This window comes from Streptomyces sp. CA-250714 (genome assembly GCF_050936705.1).
Classification (GTDB): domain Bacteria; phylum Actinomycetota; class Actinomycetes; order Streptomycetales; family Streptomycetaceae; genus Streptomyces.
On record NZ_JBNJMI010000002.1, the window covers coordinates 1,125,876 to 1,151,154 of the forward strand.

Annotated in this window: 22 protein-coding genes; 5 read left to right on the plus strand and 17 right to left on the minus strand. The window is 72.2% G+C overall.

Going from position 1 to position 25,279, the window contains the following annotated elements; all coding sequences use genetic code 11:
• Positions 1 to 29: 29 nt before the first annotated feature.
• The 7 genes from pheT to infC form a co-directional block, all read right to left on the minus strand.
• Positions 30 to 2,546, minus strand: coding sequence for a phenylalanine--tRNA ligase subunit beta (gene pheT, locus ACQEU8_RS23970; RefSeq protein WP_433104397.1), 2,517 nt, complete (start codon positions 2,544 to 2,546; stop codon positions 30 to 32).
• Positions 2,546 to 3,667 carry a phenylalanine--tRNA ligase subunit alpha gene (gene pheS, locus ACQEU8_RS23975; RefSeq protein WP_433104399.1) on the minus strand — a complete coding sequence of 374 codons (1,122 nt, stop codon included), beginning with the start codon at positions 3,665 to 3,667 and terminating at the stop codon, positions 2,546 to 2,548. Before pheS ends, pheT begins: the two co-directional genes overlap by 1 nt.
• 187 nt (positions 3,668 to 3,854) lie before the next feature.
• Positions 3,855 to 4,910 (minus strand): ATP-binding protein, encoded by a 1,056-nt coding sequence (locus ACQEU8_RS23980; RefSeq protein WP_433104401.1) that lies wholly within the window; start codon positions 4,908 to 4,910, stop codon positions 3,855 to 3,857.
• Between the two features lie 81 nt (positions 4,911 to 4,991).
• Positions 4,992 to 5,795 carry a TrmH family RNA methyltransferase gene (locus tag ACQEU8_RS23985; RefSeq protein ID WP_433104403.1) on the minus strand — a complete coding sequence of 268 codons (804 nt, stop codon included), beginning with the start codon at positions 5,793 to 5,795 and terminating at the stop codon, positions 4,992 to 4,994.
• Between the two features lie 129 nt (positions 5,796 to 5,924).
• Complete coding sequence (rplT, locus tag ACQEU8_RS23990) at positions 5,925 to 6,308, minus strand: 50S ribosomal protein L20 (protein WP_209237807.1); 384 nt, start codon at positions 6,306 to 6,308, stop codon at positions 5,925 to 5,927.
• An 81-nt stretch (positions 6,309 to 6,389) separates the two neighbouring features.
• Positions 6,390 to 6,584: a 50S ribosomal protein L35 gene (rpmI, locus tag ACQEU8_RS23995; protein WP_433104406.1), complete on the minus strand. Its 195-nt coding sequence runs from the start codon at positions 6,582 to 6,584 to the stop codon at positions 6,390 to 6,392.
• Between the two features lie 101 nt (positions 6,585 to 6,685).
• Entirely contained in the window at positions 6,686 to 7,306 is a 621-nt protein-coding gene (gene infC / locus ACQEU8_RS24000) for a translation initiation factor IF-3 (protein WP_209211742.1), read from the minus strand.
• Between the two features lie 375 nt (positions 7,307 to 7,681).
• Between infC and ACQEU8_RS24005 the strand changes: the two genes are divergently transcribed.
• Positions 7,682 to 8,056 (plus strand): DUF1844 domain-containing protein, encoded by a 375-nt coding sequence (locus ACQEU8_RS24005; protein ID WP_433104408.1) that lies wholly within the window; start codon positions 7,682 to 7,684, stop codon positions 8,054 to 8,056.
• Positions 8,057 to 8,134: 78 nt separating this feature from the next.
• Here ACQEU8_RS24005 and ACQEU8_RS24010 read toward each other — a convergent pair whose 3' ends face one another.
• The 4 genes from ACQEU8_RS24010 to ACQEU8_RS24025 form a co-directional block, all read right to left on the minus strand.
• A complete protein-coding gene (locus tag ACQEU8_RS24010; protein ID WP_433104410.1) occupies positions 8,135 to 8,902 on the minus strand; it encodes an MIP family channel protein in 768 nt (255 codons plus the stop codon).
• 147 nt (positions 8,903 to 9,049) lie between these two features.
• A complete protein-coding gene (locus ACQEU8_RS24015) occupies positions 9,050 to 9,802 on the minus strand; it encodes an SseB family protein (protein ID WP_433104412.1) in 753 nt (250 codons plus the stop codon).
• Positions 9,803 to 9,903: 101 nt separating this feature from the next.
• Positions 9,904 to 11,145 carry a type VII secretion-associated serine protease mycosin gene (mycP, locus tag ACQEU8_RS24020; protein ID WP_433104414.1) on the minus strand — a complete coding sequence of 414 codons (1,242 nt, stop codon included), beginning with the start codon at positions 11,143 to 11,145 and terminating at the stop codon, positions 9,904 to 9,906.
• Positions 11,142 to 12,875 carry a hypothetical protein gene (locus ACQEU8_RS24025; protein WP_433104416.1) on the minus strand — a complete coding sequence of 578 codons (1,734 nt, stop codon included), beginning with the start codon at positions 12,873 to 12,875 and terminating at the stop codon, positions 11,142 to 11,144. Before ACQEU8_RS24025 ends, mycP begins: the two co-directional genes overlap by 4 nt.
• Before the next feature lie 287 nt (positions 12,876 to 13,162).
• On the opposite strand from ACQEU8_RS24025, the gene ACQEU8_RS24030 reads away from it, so the two are divergent.
• Positions 13,163 to 14,377, plus strand: coding sequence for an amino acid deaminase/aldolase (locus tag ACQEU8_RS24030; RefSeq protein ID WP_433104418.1), 1,215 nt, complete (start codon positions 13,163 to 13,165; stop codon positions 14,375 to 14,377).
• Between the two features lie 28 nt (positions 14,378 to 14,405).
• Here ACQEU8_RS24030 and ACQEU8_RS24035 read toward each other — a convergent pair whose 3' ends face one another.
• The 5 genes from ACQEU8_RS24035 to ACQEU8_RS24055 form a co-directional block, all read right to left on the minus strand.
• On the minus strand, positions 14,406 to 15,320 hold the full coding sequence (locus ACQEU8_RS24035) for a DUF2510 domain-containing protein (RefSeq protein WP_433108675.1): 915 nt from the start codon (positions 15,318 to 15,320) through the stop codon (positions 14,406 to 14,408).
• Positions 15,321 to 15,411: 91 nt separating this feature from the next.
• Entirely contained in the window at positions 15,412 to 16,719 is a 1,308-nt protein-coding gene (locus ACQEU8_RS24040) for an HAD family hydrolase (protein ID WP_433104420.1), read from the minus strand.
• Positions 16,720 to 17,289: 570 nt separating this feature from the next.
• Positions 17,290 to 18,084 carry a 3-oxoacyl-ACP reductase gene (locus ACQEU8_RS24045; protein ID WP_433104422.1) on the minus strand — a complete coding sequence of 265 codons (795 nt, stop codon included), beginning with the start codon at positions 18,082 to 18,084 and terminating at the stop codon, positions 17,290 to 17,292.
• Complete coding sequence (locus ACQEU8_RS24050; RefSeq protein WP_433104424.1) at positions 18,081 to 19,520, minus strand: aldehyde dehydrogenase family protein; 1,440 nt, start codon at positions 19,518 to 19,520, stop codon at positions 18,081 to 18,083. The genes ACQEU8_RS24045 and ACQEU8_RS24050 overlap by 4 nt, the downstream gene beginning before the upstream one ends.
• Before the next feature lie 29 nt (positions 19,521 to 19,549).
• Entirely contained in the window at positions 19,550 to 20,917 is a 1,368-nt protein-coding gene (locus tag ACQEU8_RS24055; RefSeq protein ID WP_433104426.1) for a glutamine synthetase family protein, read from the minus strand.
• A 95-nt stretch (positions 20,918 to 21,012) separates the two neighbouring features.
• On the opposite strand from ACQEU8_RS24055, the gene ACQEU8_RS24060 reads away from it, so the two are divergent.
• From ACQEU8_RS24060 to ACQEU8_RS24070, 3 genes are all read left to right on the plus strand, one after another.
• Complete coding sequence (locus ACQEU8_RS24060; protein ID WP_433104428.1) at positions 21,013 to 21,741, plus strand: FadR/GntR family transcriptional regulator; 729 nt, start codon at positions 21,013 to 21,015, stop codon at positions 21,739 to 21,741.
• A 159-nt stretch (positions 21,742 to 21,900) separates the two neighbouring features.
• The gene (gene eat / locus ACQEU8_RS24065; protein ID WP_433104430.1) at positions 21,901 to 23,400 is read left to right on the plus strand and encodes an ethanolamine permease; all 1,500 of its coding nucleotides are present in this window, start codon (positions 21,901 to 21,903) and stop codon (positions 23,398 to 23,400) included.
• 206 nt (positions 23,401 to 23,606) lie between these two features.
• A complete protein-coding gene (locus tag ACQEU8_RS24070) occupies positions 23,607 to 24,326 on the plus strand; it encodes a gamma-glutamyl-gamma-aminobutyrate hydrolase family protein (RefSeq protein ID WP_433104432.1) in 720 nt (239 codons plus the stop codon).
• Here the strand turns inward: ACQEU8_RS24070 and ACQEU8_RS24075 are convergent.
• Positions 24,316 to 25,236, minus strand: a complete 921-nt coding sequence (locus ACQEU8_RS24075) for a LysR family transcriptional regulator (protein WP_433104434.1) — start codon at positions 25,234 to 25,236, stop codon at positions 24,316 to 24,318. The genes ACQEU8_RS24070 and ACQEU8_RS24075 overlap by 11 nt on opposite strands.
• Positions 25,237 to 25,279 lie beyond the last annotated feature (43 nt).

A 25,279-nucleotide genomic window follows, 5' to 3' on the forward strand; every position in this document is an offset into this window, starting at 1 on the left:
GTCCCCTCGAACGCCGGGGCGAGGCTCGCTCAGGCGCCCCGCAGCACCGCGCCCGTCCGCTCGACCGCCTCGGCGACCGCCGCGTCGCGTGCCGCGGACGCCTCCTCGGCCTTCAGCGTGCGGTCCGGAGCGCGGAAACGCAGCGCGTAGGCCAGCGACTTACGGCCGGCGCCCAGCTGTTCGCCGGTGAAGACGTCGAACAGCCGCAGCGACTCCAGCAGCTCGCCTGCGCCCGCGCGCAGCGCGCTCTCCACCTCGGCGGCCGGCACCGAAGCGTCCACCACCAGAGCCACGTCCTGGGTGGCCACCGGGAACGTGGACACATGCGGGCCGCGCACCGGTCCGGCGGCGGCGCGCTCGACCAGATCGAGATCGAGCTCCATCGCGCAGGTGCGGTCCGGCAGCCCCAGCGCCTTCACGGCCCGCGGGTGCAGCTCACCGGCGTGCCCGACCAGCACGCTCTCGCCGTCCAGCTGAACGTGCAGCGCCGCGCACCGCCCCGGGTGCCAGGGCGCGAAACTCGCACTCCGGACGGTCAGTTCGGTGCCGGCCTCGGCGGCCACGGTGCGGGCCGCCTCGACGGCGTCGGCCCAGTCGGCGGGGCGGCCCTTGCCCCACCAGCCGGCCGGCTCCCTGGCGCCGGCCAGCACCACTCCCAGATGCCGGGGCTGCTCGGGCAGCGCCGCGTCCAGCGAGGCCAGCTCCTCGTCGCCGGGCCGCCGGCTGACGGGCAGCCGCTCGGCCGCGGTCTCGGTCCCGGTGGGCAGGAAGACCAGGCCGGTCTCGAACAGCGCCAGGTCGTGGCTGCCGCGCCCGTCGTTGCGGCGCAGCGTGGCCAGCAGCCCGGGCAGCAGCGTGGTGCGCAGCCCCGGCTCCTCGTCCGAGAGCGGGTTGACCAACTGGACGGTACGGCGGCGCGGGTCGCCCGCGTCCAGGCCCATCGCGTCGAACACGGCATCGCCCACGAACGGGTACGACAGCGCCTCGACGTAGCCGGCACCTGCCAGCGCGCGGCCGACGCGCCTGTGCAGCCGCTGCCGCTCGGTCAGCCCACGCCCCGGCAGCGGCCGCGGCAGGGTGGAGGGCAGGTTCTCGTAGCCCTCCAGCCGGATGACCTCCTCGGCCAGGTCGTTCGGGTCGGTCAGATCCGGCCGCCAGGACGGCACGGTGACGGTCAGCTGCTCGTCCTGCCCGGTGCCTCCGTAGACGTCGCAGCCGACCTGCTGGAGGCGGCGGACGACCGTCTCACGGCCGTAGGAGACACCCGCGACCTTGTCCGGGTGGTCGGCGGCGATCCGGACCGTACGCGGGCCCGACGGCGTGGCGATCTGGGTGACGCCCGGCTCGGCCGTGCCGCCCGCGAGCAGCACCAGCAGGTCGACGGTGCGCTGCGCTGCCGCTGCCGCCGCCTCCGGGTCGACACCCCGTTCGAAGCGGCGGGACGCCTCGGAGGAGAGCTTGTGCCGGCGAGCGGTACGGGCGACGGAGACCGAGTCGAAGTGCGCGGCCTCGATCACCACGTCCGTGGTCTGCTGCGCTTCGCCGTCGGCGTCGGCGATCTCGGTGTTGGCGCCGCCCATCACACCCGCCAGGCCGATCGGCCCGCGGTCGTCGGTGATGACCAGGTCACCGGGGTCCAGGACGCGCTTGGTGCCGTCCAGGGTGATCAGCTTCTCGCCGCTCTCGGCGCGGCGCACCCCGATGGTGCCCTCGATACGGGCCCTGTCGTAGGCGTGCAGCGGCTGGCCCAGCTCCAGCATCACGTAGTTGGTGATGTCGACGGGCAGCGAGACCGGGCGCATACCGGCCTTCTGCAGCCGGCGCTCGAGCCAGATCGGGGACTGCGCCTCGGGCCGCAGCCCGGTGACGGTACGCGCGGTGAACCGGTCGCAGCCCAGCGGGTCGGCGACCTTCACCGGGTAGCCGTGCGCGTTGGGTGCGGGCACGTCCAGCAGCGCCGGGTCGCGCAGCGGCACCCCATAGGCGGTGGCCGCCTCCCGGGCGAGGCCCCGCATCGAGAGGCAGTAGCCGCGGTCGGGCGTCACCGCGATGTCGAGGACCTCGTCGACCAGCTCCAGCAGCTCGATCGCGTCGGTGCCCACCTCGCACTCGGGCGGCAGCACCATGATCCCGCCGTGGTCGTCGCCCATCGCCAGCTCGCGCTCGGAGCAGATCATGCCCTCCGAGACGCGGCCGTAGGTCTTACGGGCGCTGATCTCGAACCCGCCGGGCAGCACGGCGCCCGGCAGCACGACGACGACCTTGTCGCCGACGGCGAAGTTGGTGGCACCGCAGATGAGGTTCTGCGGGTCGTCGGCGCCCCGGCCGACGTCCACCTGGCAGTAGCGGATCGGCTTCTTGAATTCCGTCAGCTCCTCGATGGCGAGGACCCGCCCCACGACCAGCGGGCCCTTGAGCCCGGCACCGGTCTGCTCGACCGTCTCGACCTCGAGGCCGGCGGCGATCAGCCTGGCCGCGACGTCCCGGCCGGTCTCGGAGGCCGGCAGGTCGACGTACTCCCGGAGCCACGACAGCGGCGCCCGCATCAGATCTCCATCCCGAACGGCAGGGTGAAGCGCACATCACCCTCGACCATGTCTCGCATGTCCTCGACGTTGTGGCGGAACATCAGCATCCGCTCGATGCCGAACCCGAAGGCGAATCCGCTGTACTTCTCCGGGTCGACGCCGCAGGCGGTCAGCACCCGCGGGTTGACCATGCCGCAGCCGCCCAGCTCGATCCAGCCCTCGCTGCTGCACGTACGGCAGGGGTTGTCCGGGTCGCCGACCGACGCGCCCCGGCACACGAAGCAGACCATGTCCATCTCGGCGGACGGCTCGGTGAAGGGGAAGTAGGACGGGCGCAGCCGGGTGCCCAGGCCCTCGCCGAAGAGCGCCGAGACCATGTGGTCGAGGGTGCCCTTGAGGTCGGCCATGGTCAGCCCCTCGTCGACGGCCAGCAGCTCGACCTGGCCGAAGACGGGGGTGTGGGTGGCGTCCAGCTCGTCCGTGCGGTAGACGCGGCCAGGACAGATGACGTAGACCGGCAGCTCGCGATTGAGCAGCGAGCGGATCTGCACCGGCGAGGTGTGCGTACGCAGCACGACCCCGGAGTCCTCGCCGCCGTCCCGGCCCCGTACGAAGAAGGTGTCCTGCATGGTGCGGGCCGGGTGGTCCGGGCCCAGGTTGAGCGCGTCGAAGTTGAACCACTCGGCCTCGACCTCGGGGCCCTCGGCGACCTCGTAGCCCATTGCCACGAAGACGTCCTCGATGCGCTCGGAGAGCGTGGTCAGCGGGTGCCGGGCGCCTGCCGGGCGGCGGTCGTAGGGCAGCGTGACGTCCACGGCCTCTTCGACCAGCACGCGCTCGTCGCGCTCCCGCTCCAGCTCCTCCTGACGGGCCTTGAGGGCCTTGTTGACGGCCCCCCTGGCCTGTCCGACGCGCTTGCCCGCCTCCGCCTTGGCGTGCGGGGGCAGCGCGCCGATCTCCCGGTTGGCCAGCGCCAGCGGGGAGCGGTCACCCGCGTGTGCTGCCTTGACCTCGCGCAGCGCCTCCAGATCCCCGGCGGCGGCGACGGCGGCGAGCGCCTCGTCCCGGGCCCGGTCGATCGATTCCGGTTTCAGTGCCTCGACCTCGACAGGGTCGTACGACTTGTTGGGTGCCGACATCTCTTCCCGTACTTCCGTTTGTCCCCCAGCTGTCGCTGGGAGGTGCCCCCAGGCTGCGCCCCGTCCATGACTGCCGGCTGCGTGCCGAAGCCCGAGTCTAAAGGGGGCTGCCCGATGGCGGATACGCGGAGGCCAGGGGCCCGGCCTCCGGTGCTGTCTGCGGGGATCGGCCCGTGTGCGCCGCCGGTCAGCTCAGAAAGGCCGGGGCGCCCACGGGCAGGATAAATCGGAACCGGGCACCGCCCGCCGGCGCCCGGTCGACGGTGATGACGCCGCCGTGCGCCTCCACGATGCCCTTGACGATGTAGAGCCCCAGGCCCGTACCGCCGCGCCTGCTGCCACGCCAGAAGCGGGTGAACACGCGGCTCATGGACTCCTCCGGGATACCTGGCCCCTCGTCGCTGACCGTGACGGCCGTCCCCGCGCCGCCGGGCTCCCGGGGGGACGAGGTGGGCCGGACCTCGATGGTGACAGTTCCCTCGCCGTGCCGCACCGCGTTTTCCAGCAGGTTGGCGAGCACCTGATCGATCTTGTCCGGGTCGGCCCACAGGTCGGGCAGCCCGTCCGCGATCTCGGTCTTGAACCGGGAGCCGGGCTGACCCGCCGCGATATGCGCCTCCACATGCCGCTGCACCGCCACCGCCATGTCCAGCCGCTGACGGCGCACCTCGAGCCGTCCGGAGTCGATACGGGAGATGTCCAGCAGCTCGGCGATGAGCCGGGTGACGCGGTTGGCGTCGGCGTTGACGGTCTCCAGCATCAGCCGCTTCTGGTCGTCGGTGAACCGCTCCCACTTTGCCAGCAGGGTGGCCGTGAACCCCTTGACGGAGGTGAGCGGCGAGCGCAGTTCGTGCGCGACGGTGGCGATCAGTTCGGCGTGGCTGCGCTCGGTGCGACGCCTGGCCTCGGTGCCGCGCAGAGTGACGACGACCCGCTCGACGGGTCCCCGCGGATGTGCCCGTACGTAGCGCGCCGCGACCAGCACCTCGTGGCCGCCGGGCAGCAGCAGGTTCCGCTCGGGCTGTCCGTTGCGGATGGCCGGCCCGTGGTACGGATCGGTCAGCTGCCACCAGCGGCGTCCGTCCAGGTCCTCCAGCGGGAGCGCGGTGTGCAGCGGGCTGCCCAGCGCCTCCTCCCTGGCCCGTCCGGTGATCCGGACCGCCGCGGCGTTGAAGCAGACGACCTGCCCCGCACCGTCGGCGATCACGAGCCCGTCGGGCAGGTCGTCGGGCCGCACGTCCATCCCGTTCCGCCCTCCTCCGACGTCTCGGTCCCCGCACCCGGGGCCGACACCCTACTAGCTGAGGGTGACCGGACGGCACCCTCAGCGTGTGCGCTGGGCGCGGGCCGAAGCGTAGAGGCAGACCGCGGCGGCGGTCGCGAGGTTGAGGCTCTCGGCACGGCCGTGGATGGGCACCCGCACGACGGCGTCCGCGAGGGCCCGGGTCTCCTCGGGCAGCCCCCACGCCTCGTTGCCGAACACCCACGCGGTGGGCCCGGCCATCGCGCCCGCGTCCAGCTCCTCGTCCAGGTCCCGCTCCCCCGCCCCGTCGGCGGCCAGCACCCGCACTCCGGCCCCGGCCAGCCCATGGGCAGCCTCCTCGACGGGCACGTCCACGACGACCGGCAGATGGAAGAGCGAACCGGCCGAGGCGCGCACCGCCTTGGGGTTGTAGACGTCGACGGAGGCGTCGGTCAGCACCACCGCGTCGGCCCCGGCGGCGTCGGCGCACCGCAGCACGGTGCCCGCGTTGCCGGGGTCGCGTACGTGCGCCAGCACGGCGACCAGCCGGGGCCGCGCCGCCAGGATCTCCGCGAACGGCCGGTCCAGGAACCGGCACAGCCCCACGATGCCCTGCGGCGTGACGGTGTCGGACATCTCCGCCACCACCTCATCTGAAGCGGTCAGCACCGGGACCCGCGCCGCCCGGACCGTATCGAGCAGCTCCGCGTGCCGTACGGCGGCCTCCGGCGTCACATACACCTCGACGAGATGCTCCACCGCCTCCCGCACCGCCTGCGGCCCCTCCGCGAGAAACCGCCGCTCCTTACCACGGAAACTCCGCTTACCGAGCTTGCGCGCGGCGATGACACGGGGAGAGCGCAGGGAGGTCAACTCGGGCTGCATGGGCGGAAGTTTCTCGCTTTCGGGTAAACAAATTCTCGCCGCCGCGGCGAGAACCACGACGGCGAGAGTCCGGCGAAAGGGCCGACGGCGTCAGCCACAACGCTCGACCAACGGCGAAGCCGCAGGCGCTCAGGCAGCCTTCGGCGCGTTCACATCGCTCGGCAGCGCCTTCTGCGCAACCTCGACGAGCGAGGCGAAAGCCGCAGCATCATTGACCGCCAGGTCAGCCAGCATCTTGCGGTCGACCTCGATGGAGGCGGCCTTCAGACCCTGGATGAAGCGGTTGTAGGTGATCCCGTTGGCGCGGGCCGCGGCGTTGATCCGCTGGATCCACAGCTGCCGGAAGTCGCCCTTGCGCTTCTTGCGGTCGTTGTAGTTGTAGACGTAGGAGTGGGTGACCTGCTCCTTCGCCTTGCGGTACAGGCGGGAACGCTGGCCGCGGTAGCCGCTGGCCTGCTCCAGGATCGCCCGGCGCTTCTTCTGAGCGTTGACTGCCCGCTTGACGCGTGCCACGTGATTACTCCTTGTTGGCGGGGCCGGGAGGGGGCTTCACTGCTCCGGCCCGAGTCGATGGGGTCCCGGTCGTACGGGGACTTACTTGCCGAGAAGCTTCTTGATCTTCTTGGCGTCGGCCGGGGCCGCTTCGGTCTTACCGGCAAGGCGGCGCGTCAGCGTGGACGGCTTGTGCTCGAGAAGGTGGCGGCGACCGGCGCGCTGGCGCATCACCTTGCCAGTGCCGGTGACCTTGAAGCGCTTACGGGCACCACTGTGCGTCTTGTTCTTCGGCATGTCGCCGTTTCACTCCTCGTCAGTGACGCTCCCGCTGTCATCAGGGCAGGCGGAAGCGCCAGTTGTTCGTATGGGTTCCAGGGCGGGTGCCCCGGGAGGGCTCACGCCTCGGCAGGCTCCTCGGCGGACTCCTCAGCGGGAGCGGACCCCTGCTGGCGCTCCGCCTTGCGGGCGGCCTGCGCCTCGCGGGCCTCGGCCATCGCCTCGGTCTTCTTCTTGTGCGGACCGAGAACCATGATCATGTTGCGGCCGTCCTGCTTCGGGTTGGACTCCACGAAGCCCAGGTCCGACACGTCGTCCGCGAGCCGCTGCAGCAGTCGGAAGCCCAGCTCGGGGCGGGACTGCTCACGACCGCGGAACATGATCGTGATCTTGACCTTGTCACCCTGCTTGAGGAACCGGACGACGTGACCCTTCTTGGTGTCGTAGTCGTGCGGATCGATCTTCGGCCGGAGCTTCATCTCCTTGATGACCGTGTGCGCCTGGTTCTTGCGCGCTTCACGGGCCTTCATGGCCGACTCGTACTTGAACTTGCCGTAGTCCATGAGCTTGCACACCGGCGGACGGGCGTTGGCCGCGACCTCGACCAGGTCGAGGTCGTACTCCTGGGCGAGCTCCAGGGCCTTGGCAAGCGGCACGATGCCGACCTGCTCGCCGCTGGGACCGACGAGTCGCACCTCGGGGACGCGAATGCGGTCGTTGATGCGGGGCTCGGCGCTGATGGGGCCTCCTCGGGTACACCGCGCGAGCGTCTGGCGGACGGCCGCGCATGAGTTACGTGATCAGTGGGTGACCACCGCCCGCGGGCGCGAAAAACGCCCCGAACGGGTCACAGGCGGGGCTCCTCACAGACCGGGAGCACCGCCGCGGACTCCCGCGGGGCGCAGCCTGACCGTTGACCCGCGGCCCGAAGGGCCACCAGGTGGGAGATCGGAGCCTCCACTTGCGGGCTGGAGCCCGTCCCCGTGGGGACAGTCTTCAGCCGGTCGATATCCCAGCATAGCAGCAGGGCGCCAGGTGCGCCGCGCGGTGTTCCACTGCTGCGGCAGCTCGGCCCGTACGACAGTACGGAAGCGGCGGGGCTTAGGGTGATCCGCATGAGCGACGCCGCAGCCGCCGGGCAGCCCTCCGGTCAGAACCCCGACTTCGACAGCCTGACCCGCGACATCGCGGATGTGCCGGCGGTCGAGGTCATCACCACCGTGGCGGTGCATCTGATGAGCTCCGCCGCCGTCAACCTCGGGCTGGCCGAGGACGGCGAGCAGCACAAGGACCTGGACGAGGCGCGGAAGCTGATCCAGGCGCTGGCCGGCCTGGTCACCGCGAGCGCCACCGAGATCGGCTCCTACCACGCGGCGCCGCTGCGGGACGGTCTCAAGTCGCTCCAGCTCGCGTTCCGCGAGGCGTCCACCGTCCCCGACGAGCCCGGTCAGGGGCCCGGCGAGAAGTTCACCGGGCCGGTGCACGGCTGAGCCTCCGCCAAGTTCTCGGCTCCCCTCCCGGGCTTCGGCGGGGAGGTGCTCCCGGAGTACGGGCCGCATGCGGGCGCCTCAGCTGACCCGCATCTCGCGCCGCGGCCGCCGGTTGGGCTGCGGGTGCGTGATGATGTGCACGTACGCCGCGACGGCCGCGCCCACCAGTGGGGCCACGATGAACAGCCACAGCTGGGTGAGGGCCGCGCCGCCGGCGAAGACGGCGGGGCCGAGGCTCCGGGCCGGGTTCACCGAGGTGCCGGTCAGCGGGATGCCGACCAGGTGCACGACGGCCAGCGCGATACCGATGGGCAGCCCGTCGAAGCCGACGACCGCCACCTTGTGGGTCACCGCGAGCACCACGTAGACCAGCAGGAACGTCAGAATCACCTCGGCGACGAAGGCACCGCCGGTGTTGATGTGCACAGCGGAGCGGGCGCCGAAGCCGTTGCTGCCGAAGCTGCCGCTCGTCTCCAGGCCCGGGACCTGGGTGGCGACGAGGAACAGCAGCGCGGCGCCCGCGATACCGCCGACGAACTGCGCGACCCAGTACTTGATCGCCAGCTCCAGATCGAGCCGCCCGGCGAGGAACATCCCGAGTGTCACCGCCGGGTTCACATGGGAGCCGGAGATCGGGCCGATGGCGTAGGCGAGGGCGAGCAGTACGAAGCCGAACGTGAGCGCGATGCCCAGTGAGCCGACGTACTCGGCCGCCAGCACGGCGGCGCCGACACCGAAGAACACCAGCAACAGGGTGCCCAGGAACTCCGCGGCGATCGGCTGTGGCTTGTCCTCCAGGTCTCTGAGCTGTTCCGGGCTCGCCTGGAGCGGCGACTTGACCTGCATGTCGACCTCCCGTGGGGGTCGTAGGAGGCAGCCGGGCATCGGACCTTCCCGGCACTCTCCCCGAGTGTCCGACGCCGCCGGGCGACTCGCACTTCGAGCGGGGCCCGCCCAGGCCGGGCTCGGGTCACGTCACGGTCCGGCCGCTGGTCAGGCCCGGTAGAAGGCCGTCTCCGGCAGTGGGGTGCCCGGGGGGAGGAGCGCCAGGTCGAGGCCGCGGACCAGCCGTGCGCGCAGCGTCTCGTCGGCGGCCAGCGCCCCGGCCACCCGCTGGGCGACGGCCGGTACGTCGGCGTCGGGTGCGAGCGCGAGGGCGAGGGTGCCGTCCCCCGCGCCGTTGCCGCTGCCGGGCGTGAGGTGGGCGCCGGCGACCGCGGGTTCGGCGGCGAGTACGGCCCGCAGTGCCTCGGCGACGGCGGGGTCGGCGAGCGCGGAGGTGTGGACGCGGCCCTCGGCGAGCGCGTGGAGCGCCGGCCCGGTCAGCTCGTAGGGGACCGGTCCGGCCACGTCGAGGAGCAGCGTGTCGGCCTGCTCGTGGGCCACTGCCTGGAGTGCCTGGTGCAGCGGTACGGCGACGGGCCGGGCGTCGGGGCGCCAGCGGGCCAGCGCCTCGGTGGAGGTGAAGGCGGGCAGCGCACGGCGGCCGCCGGGGGCGTTGAGGGTGGGAACGGCCATCTCGCTGGTCTTGTCGCGGCGCAGTCCGTCCTCGCCGGTCTCGGCCTCGGTGAGGACGGCGACGACGGGGACGAGCAGCCGGGCCGCGCGCAGCGCCTCCAGGACGCGGGCCTCGGCCCCCGGCGCCCGGCGGTCGGCCTGCCAGGCGGCGAGCGCCTCGGTGAGGTCGGCGTCGGCGGTGCCGTCGTCGCTGGAGAAGGCCGACTGGGGGATGTTCTTGAGCGCCACGCACCGAGCGTATCGGGTGACCGGCGCCGCTCCGCCGCCCGGGAGGGCCGGCACCGATCACCTCGGCGCGGGGGGCGCGGCCCGTGCGGCGGTGCGTGCCGTCATGGCCCGGGCGGCGGTCCTGGACCCCTGCCAGGGCCGGGGCCCGGCAGGCCGACGCGGGTCCGCAGCCGGGGCGGGATGCGCGGGGTGAACCCGCGGTGCAGGGCGAGCGCCGCGCCGATCAGCAGCGCCCCCAGCAGGGCCGCCAGCATCGCGAACCAGCCCGGCCCGCCCTCGGCGTCGGACTGCGCGGAGCCGAAGTACTCCTTGTCGTACTCGCCGACCGGCAGTTGCTGTTTGCGGGGCTCGATGTGGGAGCCCATCTCGATGGCCGCCGCAGGGTCCACGACGCCGGTGCCGACCGCGTCGCTGCGCCCGCCCTGCGGGGTGTGGCCGGCGGTGTCGGAGATCAGTTCCTTGATCTGCGCGGGGCTCAGATCGGGGTGCGCTGCACGGACGAGAGCCACCGCACCCGAGGTGAAGGCAGCGGCGGCGCTGGTGCCCCAGCCCTGGTAGTAGGAGCGGTCGGGGTCGGCGATGAGGATGTCCTTGCCGGGCGCCGCCACGGTCGCGTACCAGCGGCGGGTGGAGAACGCGGCCCGCGCTCCGTTGCGGTCGACGGCGGCCACCGCGATCACGCCCGGGTAGGCGGCGGGATAGGAGACGTGGTCGCCGTCCTCGCCGCCGTTGCCCGCCGAGGCGACGACGACGGCGCCCTTGCGCAGCGCGTACCGTACGGCGGCGTCCTCGCGGGCGTCGGGGTGCGCGGCGTTGCTGTCGTCGCCGAGCGAGAGGTTGATGACGTCGGCGCCGTTGTCGGCGGCCCAGCGGATGCCGTCGGCGAGCGCGGTGTTCCGCTCGCCGCGGGCCTTGGCGCGCTTCGGGTCGGAGTCCTCCAGCAGGACGCGGACCGGGAGGATCCGGGCCTGGGGCGCGATGCCGAGGACCCCCTCCTTGCCGTCCTTGCCGTGGCCGTGCCCGGCGATGATCCCGGCCATGGCGGTACCGTGCCTGGCCCAGGCGCGGTCGCCCTTCTTGGCGCCCATGCCGACCATGTCCTTGCCGGGCCTGACGTTCTTGTGCAGGTCGGGGTGGCTGCCGTCGACTCCGGTGTCCAGGACGGCGACGGTGACGCCACGGCCCTTGGTGGTCTTCCACGCTTCCTTGGCGTGCAGGGCCTTCAGCGCCCACTCCTTGCGCTGGAGGCCCGCGCCATCCGCGTGTGCCGTACCGGCGGTGACGGGTCCGAGGGCGAGCAGCGCGCACAGGAGCGTGACCAGGGTGCGCAGTACACGGTTCATCGGGCCTCGCCCTCCGCCTCGGCGTCCTTGCTGTCGTCGCGGTCCTCGCTGTCCTGCTGGTCGTCGCCGTCGTCCGGGCCGGTGCTCTCCTTGCCGCGGCCGGTCCTGCCCTGGTCGTTCTTGTCCTGGTTTTTCTTGTCCCGGCCTTTCGCCTCGCCGCTGGAGCCGGACTCCCGCTCCGTCGTGGCCTCGCGCAGCCGGCGCTCGATGCGGTCGGCGATGCCCTGGGCGTCGTGACCGAGTCCGGCCTGTGCGGCGGCCGAGGTCTCGCCCTTGCGGGTGGCGTCGTTGGCCGACTGGGGGTCGGTGACGACGCGTCCATCGGCGAACCCGGAGACGGAGTAGACGACGACGGGCGCGTCCCGCAGCACGCGGACCGTCCAGCTGGCGCGCTGTGCGTCGCCGAAGTTGGCGGCGACCGTGCCGCGCGCGGCGTACGGACGGGGCATCAGATCGGTGCGCTGGGGGAGGTTCTGGGCCGCGAACCGCTCCCGCAGGTCGCGCATGGCGGCGGGGTCGGCCTTGGTGAACATCAGCCCGACCGTGGTGACGCTGCTGGACGTCTCGTCGGCGTAGGTGGCCCGCACCAGCCGGGCACAGCCCACCGGGGCCAGCGCTTTGGTCAGCAGTGGGTCGAAGGCGTGCTTGCAGCCGCTGTCCGGCGCCACCGCGACCCGCGTCCAGCGCCGGTCGGCGCCACCGGGCCCGGCGCCCTTGCTCTGAAGACCGCGGGGGAACAGCTCGTCGACGGGGATCTCGTGCCAGGCCGCGCGGGCACCGTCGAACCCGGCGGCCACCGTGGGCCGTTCACCGGCGTCCCCGGACAGCAGCACCCCAGCCCCCACGCCGCCGAGCAGGCCGACGCCGAGGACGAGGCAGACGGCGACGACGACCGTACGGACGGTCAGCGGGGCGTGGCCGCGGGAGTCGGCAACCGGAGCCAGGCCGAAGCGGGCGGGGACACCCGGTGGAGGCGGCGGCTCGGCCTCGGAGGGCGGAGCCGCGGACGGCCGAGGCGACGGCGGCTCAGCCGCGGACGGCCGAAGCGACGGCTCAGTGGCGGGCGGCGGGGGTGTGGCCGGGCCGGTACGGGGCGAGGTGGCGGTTCTGGGGGCCGTGAGGGGTTCGCCGTCGGGGGGCGCGGGCTGCGGCGGCAGGGTCGGCACCGGGGGGCGGAGGGTGTGCGCGGAGTCGCGGGGGGCGGGGACGGAGGCACGCTCGGAGCGCTCCGCCACGTCCTCTTCCCTCTCCCTGGAATGTGGCATCTGTGGGCTGGACTCGTCTTCCGGGGTCGGCTCCGCTTCCGGCTCGCGCCCCGTCTCCTCACCCCTGCCGGCCGTGCCGTCGGCGGCGCCGGTTTCGGCGCCCGGCGCGGCAGCGGCGTCGCCCTGCTCGGCGGCGGTGCTGCCGACAGGCTCGACGGGGAACAGGGAGGTGGCGGGACGTGGGGGGACGCTCGGACGCGGAGGGACAGCGGGGCGGGGCGGTGCTGCCGGTGGTGCGGGTGCGGACGGTGTGAGCGGTGGGGACAGTGGGGACGCCGTGCCGGATGTGGCTGCCTCGTCGGCCCCGGACCCGGACTCGGACCCGTGCCCGGACCCGGCAGCGGCCGTCTCCGGAGCGTCGGCGGGTGCCGTGCCCGGAGGGCTGGGAGGACGCGGCGGTACACCGGGGCGGGGTGGGGTGGCAGGGCGCTCGGGAACAGCGGCACGGTCGGCGTCAGTGCCCATGTGCGCCCCCCTTCGCGCGATACCGCCCCGCACGAACGCCAGGCTGAGCAGGCATGTTCGTCGTGGCCACAGTGAACTGTTCGCCGCGTGCCGTCCCGTCACGGCGTGCGGCGTCACTCTACGGTGCGGACCGGGAGGGACGGCAACCCGGCCGAGGCTGCGATGGCCGGTCGGCGAGGCGGCACGCGCCGGCCCTTCGAGGTGGGCGAACGGGCCCGGACGGGCCCCTCGGTGAGAGCGGTGCTCCGGGGCTGTGCGGCGGCGGGCGCCCATGGCAAGCTGCGAGGGTGTTCGATACGACTGCCGATCTCGCCGCCGACCGCGCCCGGTACGACAGGGCGACCGCCCAGCTGGACGCGCCGCTCGCGCTGGTCGACCTGGCAGCGTTCGACGCCAACGCGGACGACCTCGTACGGCGTGCCGGAGGCAAACCGGTGCGGGTCGCCACCAAATCGGTGCGCTGCCGAGCGCTGTTGGAGCGGGTACTGGCCAAGGACGGCTTCAGCGGGGTGATGAGCTACACCCTCGCCGAGTCACTGTGGCTGGCCAGGTCGGGCCTCACCGACGTACTGCTGGCGTACCCGTCGGCCGACCGGGCCGGATACGCCGAGCTGGCGTCCGACCCCAAGCTGGCCGCGGCGGTGACCGTGATGGTGGACGACCCGGCGCAGCTCGCCCTGATCGACGCGGCGCGGGACGGCGGTGGCGAGCGGATCCGGGTCTGCCTCGAACTGGACACCTCGCTGCGGCTGTTGGGCGGCCGGATCCGCGTCGGCGCCCGCCGTTCCCCGCTGCACTCCCCCGCCGAATTGGCCGATCTCGCCCGTACCGTGCAGCGGCGTCCCGGCTTCCAGCTGGTGAGTGTGATGGCGTACGAGGGCCATGTGGCGGGCGTCGGAGACGCCGTCCCCGGCGCGGCCCTGCGCTCACGCGCCGTACGGCTGATGCAGGCGGCGGCCAGACGCGAGCTGGCGGCGCGACGCGCCGCCGCCGTACGGGCCGTCCGTGCGGTGGCCCCCGACCTGGAGTTCGTCAATGGTGGCGGTACGGGCAGCGTCCAGCACACCGCGGCCGAGGAGGCGGTGACGGAGATCGCGGCCGGTTCAGGGCTCTATGTGCCGCGGCTGTTCGACAATTTCACCTCGTTCACCGGCCGTCCCGCCGCGCTGTTCGCCATGCCTGTGGTGCGCCGCCCCGGGGTGGGCGTGGTCACGGTGCTGGGCGGCGGCTACCCCGCCTCCGGCGCCGCCGGCCCCGACCGGCTGCCCCAGCCGTATCTGCCCGCCGGGCTGCGCTACGACCCGCAGGAGGGGCCCGGCGAGGTGCAGACCCCGCTGCTGGGCGGGCCCGCCGACGACCTGCTGATCGGGGACAAGGTGTGGTTCCGGCACGCCAAGGCGGGCGAACTCTGCGAGCGGTTCGACACGCTGCACCTGGTGGAGGGCGACCGGGTGACGGAGTCGGTGCCCACCTACCGCGGCGAGGGCATGACGTTCCTGTGACCCCGGCCCGCTCCGGTGGTGCCGCTGATCAGACGGACTCCTGGTTTCCGTCGTCCCCTTCGTTCCCTTCGCCCCCTTCGCCGAGGCCGGTCTTGACGACGCTCTTGCGCAGCTCGTCCAGGTCGGAGGGCGGGGGCGACTTCGGCGCGATGTCGGCGCTGCTCCAGAGGGTGAGGATCTCGTCCTCGAGGTGGGGCGAGCGGAAGACGGCAGCCTCGACGTAGGCGTCCGGCTCCAGCTTGTTCTCCACCCGCCAGCGAATGCGGTACCCGGGCTGACCGGCGACCGTGACCGCACCGGACTTGACGACCTTGTGCGAGGTGATGCCGCCGTACGCCTTCTTGGAGTACGACTCCTTGGCGTTCTTGGCCACCTGGAGCTCGGTGGCCTCCTTCAGCGCTTTCTTGCCTTCCCAGCCGCTGGAGACGGGCAGCAGCTGGGCGCCGCCGCGCACGCAGTTGGTGTTCTGCCCGGGGCACACATACGCGGTCTTGTGGCTGAGGAAGCCGGAGTCGGGGTTGGCCTGCTCCCATCCCTCGGGGACCTTCAGCCCGACGCCGAGCTCCGGTTCGGGTACCACGTCACCGGGAGATGTGTCCGGCGACGGGGTCTTCTCGTCCTCGGGCGGAGCGCTTTCGTCCGGCGTCGCGGAGGAGGAGGGGGCCGCCTTCGGCTTCTTGTCGTCCGAGTTCTTGTCGTCCGAGCCGCCGCCCAGCAGCAGTACCCCGCCCACCGCGAGGGCTGCGGCCAGTACGACCGAGCCCACGATGCCGGCGATGAGCTGGCCGCGCCCCGTCCCCGCGCCGCCCCGGCCCGGCTGCGGGACGGCGCCCGCGCCCGGCCGGGTGTGGCCGGTCCAGCTGTTGCCGTCCCACCAGCGCTCCTGCGGCGGGAGTTGGGGCATCTGCCCTGGATCGGGGTACCAGCCGGGCGGCGTCGTCATGCTCACGGACGCACCCTATGGCACATGCGTACGATCCCGAGGGGCGCCCCTGCTACCGAGGAGCGCCCGTGCTACCGAGGGGCCGCCCCTGCTACGCCTCCCCGCCGTAGGCGGTGTCCTGCTGGTCCGGGATGATCGAACCGTCGCTCCTGCGTACCGGCCCGAGCGAGCCGTCAGGGTTGGTGAAGCCCTCGGTGGCGCAGGGGTACGGCTCCTTCTTGCGCGGCAGCGGCTCGATGAACATGGGGTTCACCGCCCAGCGCCCGTCGGCGTCGTCGTAGCCCCGGCACATGAGCTCCGGCTTGTTGCGGTTGAGCGCGAGACGGGTGCCCGTCGCGTCCCCGACGAAGGTGACGTCGGTGTCGGCGTCGCCGCCGCCGATCGCGATGCGGTGCCGCCAGTCCTGCTGCTGCCAGGCCCGGGCGCCCTTGATGCCGAAGATCTCCTGGTTGATGGCACAGCGCTTGCCCTCGTTGTAGGGGATCGCCTCGCCCTGGCTGCGGGGGATGTCACCGCAGCCCTCGTTCCAGGTGGTGATCCTGCCGTGTTCGGTGACGCTGCGGATCGCGATCGTGTGCTTGCGGTCGATACCGACGCCGCTCGCCCACTCCTCCGCTACCGGCTCGGAGCCCGCGGAGACGATGTAGACGTCGAACCCGGCCTCGCGGAGCGTACGGAGGAGGTCCTTCTGCTGCTCGTAGTAGCGGCTGTAGGCGGGCAGGGTGTGGGTGCCGACCTTCTTTTCGCTGCCGACGGGTGCCGCCAGCGCCTCGTCGCGCGCGGTCCGCGCGTAGCTGCGGAGCTCCGGGACCGTGTGCCCCGCGAACAGCTGGGGGACCCAGGCGTACTCGGGAACGGTACGCCGGTGGTTCCACTTCCCCGCGAACGCCTTCTCGCCGCTCATCGTCTCGGCTTCGCCGCGCACCTGGAGGATCTCGTCGGCGCACGCGGTGTCCTTGGACGTCGGGAGAGGGTGCCCGACCGGCACATCGGTACCGCACGCCTTCGTGAGGGCCCGGTCCGCGGCGGGAGTGAGCCACTTGCTGGTGTCCGCCCAGTCCTTGGGGCGCAGGATCTTGTCGTGTTCGAGGGCCCAGGCGATGGTGGCGTCCGTCGAGTCGTTCTTGACGATGGTGTTGTCCCAGTCGAACGCGGCCACCGGGCGGTCCCCGCGCTTGCCGCCCCGCCAATGCGCGGAGCACTTTCCGCGGTCGTCGATGGTGCGTTGGAGTTTGGCGCGGTTGTCGCCATGCCATTTCAGCTTCGCTGAAAGTCGCGGGCAATCCCGTGCGGCCACTTTCGCCTGGTGGGCGCTGTGAGCTTGGGCGGGGGCGGATGTGAGGGATGCGGCGAGGGCCGCGGCCATGGTGACAGCGGTCACGACGGATCTGCTGCGCATTTTGGCGCCCTTCCTAATGATCGACAGTGACTTTGTGTACGCTACATTCAATTACGCGGGGCACGTCGCTTGTGGGGGCACGCCATGTGAGGGCCGTCGCTTGTGGGGGCACGCCCCCTTTGTTTTTCGGCTGCCGCCGACAGGTCGTGTCGGGGGGCTCCGCCCCCCAACGGCCCCCCGCTAGGTGGGCTTCGCCCCCCTAGGACCCCCCTTCCGCAACACCGCCACCTACTGACGTAAGAGCCGTCCGCTTCAGGGCTACTGCCCTTTGTCTGCGGGTGGCGCCCATATCTGGGGTGGGTGACAGCGCCCATGCTCCAACCCCAGATATGGGCGCCACCCGCACCGAATAGTCCTGGACCGGGGGCGGGGGACAAATTGTCCAGACGGAGGCATGGGGTCGGGGGGGCTCCTAGGGGGGCGGAGCCCCCGTAGCGGGGGGCAGTTGGGGGGCGGAGCCGCCCCAACGCCCGTCCGGCGAGGACCGGGGGTTTGGGGGCAGCGCCCCCAACACGAGAGGGCCCCCGGGGTGGGGCCCTCAACCCACCACCCCCCACCCACCCGCAGCCCTCACAAAGGAGTGACGTACGCCCCCGCAATGCCGCCGTCCACCAAGAACTCCGCGGCGTTGACAAAGGACGCATCGTCGCTGGCCAAAAACGCAACCGCCGCCGCAATCTCCTCGGCCTCCGCGAACCGCCCCACGGGCACATGCACCAACCGCCGCTGCGCCCTCTCGGGATCCTTGGCGAAGAGCTCCTTCAGGAGAGGGGTGTTCACCGGCCCGGGGCACAGCGCGTTGACCCGGATCCCCTCGCGTGCGAACTGGACGCCGAGTTCGCGGGACATGGCCAGCACCCCGCCCTTGGAGGCGGTGTAACTGATCTGCGAGGTGGCGGCACCCATCACGGCCACAAACGAAGCCGTGTTGATGATGGAGCCCCGCCCCTGCGCCCGCATATAGGGCAGTACGGCCTTGCAGCACAGATACACCGACGTCAGATTGACGTGCTGGACGCGCTGCCAAGCGTCCAGCCCGGTCTCCAGGATGGAGTCGTCGTCGGGCGGCGAGATACCCGCGTTGTTGAAGGCGATGTCCACGGAGCCGTACGTCTCGTTCGCGGTGCGGAACAGCGCCTCGACCTGTTCCGGGTCGGTGACGTCGGCCTGAACGTACAGGCCCCCGGTCTCCGCGGCGGCGGCCTCCCCGCGCTCGTCATCGACATCGGCGCAGACGACGTTCGCTCCCTCGGAGGCGAGGCGGCGGGCGGTCGCGAGACCGATGCCGCTGCCCGCGCCGGTGACTACGGCCGTACGCCCGACCAGGCGACGGCACACAACGGTCTCGGAATCGGTGGCGCTCACTGGCTCTCCTCGGTGCTGGCTTCCGTACCGGCTGGGGTGCCGGCTTCCGTGCTGATGAAGACGTTCTTGGTCTCGGTGAAGGCGGCGAGCGCGCCGGGCCCGAGTTCGCGGCCGAGGCCGGACTGCTTGTAGCCGCCGAAGGGGGTGGAGTAGCGGACGCTGCTGTGCGAGTTGACGGAGAGGTTCCCCGCGGCGACGCCGCCGGAGACCCGCAGGGCGCGGGCGACATCGCGGGTCCAGATGGAACCGGAGAGCCCGTAGTCGGTGTCGTTGGCGAGCCGTACCGCCTCGTCCTCGTCGTCGAAGGGGATGACGACGGCGACGGGGCCGAAGACCTCCTCCACCGCGGCCCGCTCTCCCGCGGCGCCTTCCAGCACCGTGGCGGGGTACCAGAAGCCGGGTCCTTCGGGGACGCTGCCGCGGATGAGCGCGGGCGTGTCCTCGGGTACGTATCCGCGTACGCGCTCGCGGTGGTGGGCCGAGATGAGGGGCCCCATGGAGGTGGCGCTGTCGGCGGGGTCGCCGGCCCGGAAGGCGTGCACCGCTGGCTCCAGGAGTTCCAGGAACCGGTCGTACACGGTGCGCTGGACGAGGATACGGCTGCGGGCGCAGCAGTCCTGGCCGGTGTTGTCGAGGAAGGAGCCGGGTGCGGCGGCCGCGGCGCGCTCCAGATCGGCGTCGGCGAAGACGATGTTGGGGCTCTTGCCGCCGAGTTCCAGCGTCACGCGTTTCACGGACGCCGCGCACTGGGCCATGATGCGCTTGCCGACGGCGGTGGAGCCGGTGAAGACGACCTTGGCGACCCGCGGGTGTTCGACCAGTGCGGTGCCGGTGACGGGCCCCTCGCCCGGGAGCACCTGGAAGAGTCCCTCGGGCAGCCCGGCCTCCAGCGCCAGTTCGGCCAGCCGCAGGGCTGTCAGCGGGGTGGTCTCGGCGGGCTTGAGGAGCACCGCGTTGCCGGCCGCCAGTGCGGGCGCGGTGCCCCAGGCGGCGATGGGCATGGGGAAGTTCCACGGCGCGATGACGGCGACCACGCCCAGTGGTTCGGCGAAGGTGACGTTGAGCCCGTCGGCCACCGGGATCTGCTGCCCCGTCAGCCGCTCGACGCCGCCCGCTGAGTAGTCGAGCAGGTCACGGACGTTGCTCGCCTCCCAGCAGGCGTTGCCCAGCGGATGTCCGGCCTCCCGCATCTCCAGGACGCCGAGTTCCTCGATGTGCCCGTCGACGACGGACGCGAACCGGCGCAGCAGCCGGGCCCGGTCGGCGGGCGGCAGCGCGGCCCATGCCGCCTGCGCCGCTACGGCCCGGTCGACCGCGCGGTCGACCTCCTCGGGAGTGGTGACGGGGACGGTGGTGATCAGCTCCTCCGTCGCCGGGTTGACGATCTGGAGCTTTTCGGCCGGTGGGGCGGTGGGTTCCTCTTGCTCTTGCTGCACTGCGTGAAGTCCTTACGCGCTCGGGAGACCTACATGCGTTCGAAGGAGCGGTAGCGCTCCCAGTCGGTCACGGCGGTGTCGAAGGCCCGCTGTTCCACCCGGGCCATGTTGAGGTAGTGGTCCACCACTTCGCTGCCGAACGCGTCCCGGGCCGGCGTACTTTCCTGCCACAGCGCGGCGGCCTCGCGCAGGGTGGTGGGCACATGTGCGGCGCCCCCGGTGTAGGCGTTGCCGGTGCAGGGCGCGGGGAGTTCCAGCTTGTTGTCGATGCCGTGCAGCCCGGCCGCGATCATTCCGGCGACGGCCAGATAGGGGTTGACGTCGCCGCCCGGTACCCGGTTCTCCAGCCGGTGCCCGTGACCGTGGCCGATGACGCGCAGCGCGCAGGTGCGGTTGTCGGGTCCCCAGGCGACGGCGGTGGGGGCGAAGGAGCCGGGCTGGAACCGCTTGTAGGAGTTGATGTTCGGCGCGTACAGCAGGGTGAACTCCCGCAGTGCGGCGAGCTGTCCGGCGAGGAAGTGCCGCATCAGGGGTGACATGCCGTGCTCGCCCTGCTCGTCGGCGAGGACGGGGCGGCCCTCCTCGTCGCGCAGCGAGAGGTGGATGTGGCAGGAGTTGCCCTCGCGCTCGTCGTACTTGGCCATGAAGGTGAGCGCCTGGCCTTCCTGCGCGGCGATCTCCTTGGCTCCGGTCTTGTAGATGACGTGCTGGTCGCAGGTGGTGAGCGCGTCGGCGTACCGGAAGGCGATCTCGTGCTGGCCGAGGTTGCACTCGCCCTTGGCCGACTCGACGACCATGCCGGCCGCGGCCATCTCGTTGCGGATCCGGCGCAGCAGGGGCTCGACGCGGCCGGTGCCGAGGATGGAGTAGTCGACGTTGTACTGGTTGGCGGGGGTCAGCCCCCGGTAGGCGCTGTCCCAGGCCTGTTCGTAGGTGTCCTGGAAGACCATGAACTCCAGCTCGGTGCCCACGTACGCGTGCCAGCCGCGCTCGGCGAGCCGGTCGAGCTGGCGTTGCAGCATCTGCCGCGGCGAGGCGACGACGGGTGAGCCGTCGTGCCAGGCCAGATCGGCGGTGAGCAGCGCCGTGCCGGGGTTCCAGGGGACGCGGCGCAGGGTGGCGGTGTCGCCGTGCATGGCGAAGTCGCCGTAGCCCCGCTCCCAGGAGGACATCTCGTAGCCGTCGACGGTGTTGAGTTCCACGTCGACGGCGAGCAGGTAGTTGCACCCTTCGGTGCCGCCGTCGAGTACGTCGTTGAGGAAGTAGGGCGCGGCGAACCGCTTTCCCTGGAGCCGTCCTTGCATATCGGTGAACGCAAGGACGACGGTGTCGATCTCGCCCGCGTCGACGAGTCTCCTCAGCTCGGACACGGCGAGCGATGGTGTGCGGTCTGCCACGAGTGGGCCTCCTGTCGGTCCGCGGAAGCCATAAGGTAGCCCTGCAGACCTTTGAAACGGAAGAGGGTCAGGGTCATCGAAACGGGAGGGGTTCCATGCCGGAGGACGACAGGCTGGCCACGGTGCTGCGTACCGTACATGCGGGCAACGGGTTCGAAGAGGCGCTGGAACAGATCCTTCAGATCGTCCGGCTCGGCCTGGTCGCCGAGGGCGAGCGGCTGCCTGCCGAGCGGGAGCTGGCCGAACGGCTGGGCATCAGCCGCGTCACCCTGCGCGAAGTGCTGAGAGTGCTGGCCGAGCAGGGCGTGGTGGAGAGCAGGCGCGGCCGGTACGGCGGCACTTTCGTGCTCCCCCAGCCGGTCACCGGCGAGGCCGACCCCGGCACGGCGCAGCTGCGGCTGCCGGCCCGGGCGCCTGACCTGGCGGACACCCTCACTTTCCGCGAGGTGCTGGAAGCGGGCGCCGCCGAACTGTGCGCCGGCCGCGGGCTGTCCGCGAGTGAGGCCGCACGGCTGCGGGAGGCGCTGGACGCCACCCGTGAAGCGACGCTCGGCGACTACCGCAGACACGACACGCTGCTGCATCTGACCCTGGTGGAGCTGGCCGGCTCCCCCTCGCTGACCGCCCAGTACGCCGCCGTACGGGCCAAGCTCAACGAACTGCTGAACCGCATCCCGCTGCTGGTACGGAACCTGGAGCACGCGCAGCAGCAGCACGCCGCGCTGGTGGCCGCCGTGCTGGACGGCGACGGCGAGGGCGCCCGTGCCATAGCCCGCGAGCACTGCGCGGGTACGGCTTCGCTGCTGCGGGGGTTCCTGACGTAGGACGGCGGCGGCAGCGCGGGACCGCTCGCCCGAAATGCTCCTGTACGCCCAGGGATGCCGGTTGCGGTTACAGCTCCTTCACGCACAAGGGTTGCGCCCGGCCACCTCCGGCCACAAAGGTATGCCAGCACACCAATGGCTGACGGCGGGAGTGTGGCAATGAGCGAACAGTCCGAGTCCCCAACCCGGGACGGCACACCGAGCACCCAGGGCACCCCGAACCCGCCCGGCACCCGGGCGGCGCGGCCCGATCCGGACGCGGCGTATCTGGAGCGCCGTACGCTGCGGCGCGGCAGCGCGGGCCCACTGCTGCTGACCGGGCTCGGCGTCGCCTATGTCGTCTCCGGCGACTACTCCGGCTGGAACGCGGGCCTGGCCGAGGGCGGCTTCGGCGGGCTGGCCGTCGCCGCCGTGCTGATGGGCCTGATGTACACCTGCATGGTCTTCGCGCTGGCCGAGCTGTCCGCGATCCTGCCCACGGCAGGCGGCGGATACGGCTTCGCGCGGCGAGCCCTCGGCCCGTGGGGCGGCTTCCTGACCGGCACCGCCATTCTCATCGAGTACGTCCTCGCACCGGCCGCCATCGTCTGCTTCATCGGCGACTACATCGAATCCCTCGGCCTGTTCGGACTGGAGTCCGGCTGGCCCGTCTACCTCGTCTGCTTCGCCCTGTTCATCGGCGTCCATCTGTGGGGCGTCGGTGAGGCGCTGCGCTTCTCGCTCATCGTGACCGCCATCGCGGTCGCCGCACTGCTGGTGTTCGTCCTCGGCGCCCTGACCGAGTTCCACACCAGCGCGCTCAACGACATCCCCGTGGACCACGACGCCTTCGGCGCCGCCTCCTGGCTGCCGTTCGGCGTACTGGGGATCTGGGCGGCCTTCCCGTTCGGCATGTGGTTCTTCCTCGGCGTCGAGGGCGTGCCGCTGGCCGCCGAGGAGACCCGCGACCCCGCCCGTACGCTGCCGAAGGCCATGGCCTGGTCGATGGGGATCCTGCTGCTGTTGGCGCTGCTCACCTTCGTGACCGCCACCGGGGCGCGGGGCTCGGCAGCCATCCAGGACGTCGGCAACCCTCTGGTCGAGGCCCTGCAACCGGACGGCAAGGCCACCACGCTCTCCCGCGTCGTCAACTACGCCGGGCTGGCCGGTCTGGTCGCCTCGTTCTTCTCGCTCATCTTCGCGGGCTCCCGCCAGCTCTTCGCCCTCTCCCGGGCCGGCTATCTGCCCCGCTTCCTGTCCCTCACCAGCCGCCGCAAGGCCCCCTATCTCGGCCTGCTGCTGCCCGGCGCGCTGGGCTTCGCCCTCGCCGCGAGCAGTGGAGACGGTGCGACGATGCTGAACATCGCCGTCTTCGGCGCCACCATCTCCTACGCCCTGATGTCGCTCTCCCACATTGTGCTGCGCAAGCGTGAGCCGCACCTGGAGCGGCCCTACCGCACTCCGGGCGGCATACTGACGTCCTCCGTCGCCCTGGTACTGGCCCTCGCCGCGCTGGTGGCCACCTTCCTGGTCGACAAGCAGGCGGCACTGATCGCCCTCGCGGTATACGCGGTCGCGATTGCCTACTTCGCCCTCTACAGCCGCCACCGGCTGGTGGCCGCGGCCCCTGAGGAAGAATTCGCGGCACTGGCCAAGGCGGAAGAGGAGCTGAAGGGCTAGCGCTTGCGTGCCCCGCACGGGTGCTGCGCTTGCCCACCCTGCGCCCTGGGGGCACCCCCGGCCGGAGGCTGGGGGAGCAGACTGCCCAAGCTTCGCGGGCAAGCCATAAAGGGGCGCGGGGAACTGCGCGACAAGCCACAACGCACCCGCAGAAGCCAACGCACCGCACCAACACGCACCCAATGCTGCCTCCGCGAAGGAGAACCATGGCACCACCCCTCATCGGCATCACCACCTACCTGGAGCCCTCGGCCCGCTGGGGCGACTGGGATCTGCCCGCGGCTCTTCTCCCGGCGGGCTACCACCGCATGGCGCAACGGGCCGGCGCCCGTGCGGTGCTCCTCCCGCCCGACGACGACCCCGCGGCGGCGGCGGAAACCCTCTCCCGCCTCGACGGCCTCGTCACGGCGGGCGGACCCGACATCGACCCGTCCCGCTACGGCGCGGACCGCCACCCCCGTACCGGCCCCGCGTACCCCGAACGCGACGCCTGGGAGCTCGCCCTCACCCGGGAGGCGCTGGCGCGACGCGTGCCCCTCCTGGCGGTGTGCCGCGGCATGCAGATCCTCAACGTCGCCCTGGGCGGCACCCTGGTGCAGCACCTGCCCACCACGGAAGCGCACCGCGGCCCGACGGGTGTCTTCACCCCGCACGAGGTCACCGTGACGCCCGGCACCCTGCTCGCCAAGGTGCTGGGGAACGACGAGTCGGTGGCCGTACCGACGTACCACCATCAGGCGGTCGACCGGCTCGGCGACGGGCTCACGGCCACCGCCCACGCCGCCCACGACAGCACCGTCGAAGCCGTCGAGATCCCGGACGCCGGTCACTTCGTGCTCGGCGTCCAGTGGCACCCGGAGGCAGGCGAGGACCTCCGGCTGATGCAGGCCCTGGTCAGCGCGGCGGCAACCGGCGTCAGCGGGTGAGAGCCAGCAGTTGACGCGCGGGCCCCGCCGGCCTGGACCCGCGGGGCCAGACCGCCCGCAGTGCGCGGCTCAGCTCCGGCCCGGCCACCGCGACCTCGATCAGCCGCCGTGCGGACAGCTCATCGCCCACGGCGAGTTCGCTGAGCACGGCCGGGCCCGCGCCGCTGACGGCCGCCGCCTTGACGGCCGTGGTGGAGGCCAGTTCCAGCAGCGGGGGCGCCAGTCCGCCGTGCTCGGCGAGCGCGGCGTCCAGGACCTGCCGGGTACCGGAGCCCGGTTCCCGCAGTACGAGCCCGGTGGCGGCCAGTTCGTCGAGTCCGACCGGCTCGCGGCGTCGCGTCCACGGGTGGCCGGGTGCCGCGACGACGACCAGCCGGTCGGCGGCGATGACGGTGCCGTCCAGCCCTGGCGGCATTCCCAGCCCTTCCACGAAGCCCAGATCGGCCTCCCCGTCGAGCACCATCCGGGCAACGGCCGCGCTGTTGCCCGCGCGCAGCGAGGCGGCGAGCTCCGGCCGCTCGGTACGCAGCGCGATCAGCCAGCCGGGCAGCAGATACTCGGCGATCGTCATGGAGGCGGCGACGGTCAGCCGGGAGTCCCGCCGGTCGCGCAGCGCGCCGACGCCCGCGTCGAAGGCCTCGGCGGACTCCACGATGCGCCGGGCCCAGTCGGTGACCAGCACACCGGCCGACGTCAGCCGCGAGCCGCGCGGTGAGCGCTCCAGCAGGGTGACGCCCAGCATCCGTTCCATGGAGCGGATACGGCCGCTGGCGGCCGGCTGGCTGACGCCCGTCTCACGGGCCGCCCGCCCCAGGCTGCCGAGCCGGGCGACGGCCAGCAGCAGCTCCAGCGCCCCCAGATCCGGCACCCGGTGTGCCAGGCCGCCGGGCACACCCTCCGTCACACTCATAGGGCCAGCTTATGCCCTCATAGGGGCGTGCTCTCTGGCGGTG

Coding starts and splice junctions, on each gene's coding strand:
- mycP (WP_433104414.1), bottom strand. CDS start 11,145: ATGAACCGTGTACTGCGCACCCTGGTCACGCTCCTGTGCGCGCTGCTC.
- ACQEU8_RS24060 (WP_433104428.1), top strand. CDS start 21,013: ATGCCGGAGGACGACAGGCTGGCCACGGTGCTGCGTACCGTACATGCG.
- ACQEU8_RS24005 (WP_433104408.1), top strand. CDS start 7,682: ATGAGCGACGCCGCAGCCGCCGGGCAGCCCTCCGGTCAGAACCCCGAC.
- ACQEU8_RS24010 (WP_433104410.1), bottom strand. CDS start 8,902: ATGCAGGTCAAGTCGCCGCTCCAGGCGAGCCCGGAACAGCTCAGAGAC.
- ACQEU8_RS23985 (WP_433104403.1), bottom strand. CDS start 5,795: ATGCAGCCCGAGTTGACCTCCCTGCGCTCTCCCCGTGTCATCGCCGCG.
- pheT (WP_433104397.1), bottom strand. CDS start 2,546: ATGCGGGCGCCGCTGTCGTGGCTCCGGGAGTACGTCGACCTGCCGGCC.
- ACQEU8_RS24075 (WP_433104434.1), bottom strand. CDS start 25,236: ATGAGTGTGACGGAGGGTGTGCCCGGCGGCCTGGCACACCGGGTGCCG.
- pheS (WP_433104399.1), bottom strand. CDS start 3,667: ATGTCGGCACCCAACAAGTCGTACGACCCTGTCGAGGTCGAGGCACTG.
- ACQEU8_RS23980 (WP_433104401.1), bottom strand. CDS start 4,910: ATGGACGTGCGGCCCGACGACCTGCCCGACGGGCTCGTGATCGCCGAC.
- ACQEU8_RS24025 (WP_433104416.1), bottom strand. CDS start 12,875: ATGGGCACTGACGCCGACCGTGCCGCTGTTCCCGAGCGCCCTGCCACC.
- ACQEU8_RS24035 (WP_433108675.1), bottom strand. CDS start 15,320: ATGACGACGCCGCCCGGCTGGTACCCCGATCCAGGGCAGATGCCCCAA.
- rpmI (WP_433104406.1), bottom strand. CDS start 6,584: ATGCCGAAGAACAAGACGCACAGTGGTGCCCGTAAGCGCTTCAAGGTC.
- ACQEU8_RS24070 (WP_433104432.1), top strand. CDS start 23,607: ATGGCACCACCCCTCATCGGCATCACCACCTACCTGGAGCCCTCGGCC.
- eat (WP_433104430.1), top strand. CDS start 21,901: ATGAGCGAACAGTCCGAGTCCCCAACCCGGGACGGCACACCGAGCACC.
- ACQEU8_RS24040 (WP_433104420.1), bottom strand. CDS start 16,719: ATGCGCAGCAGATCCGTCGTGACCGCTGTCACCATGGCCGCGGCCCTC.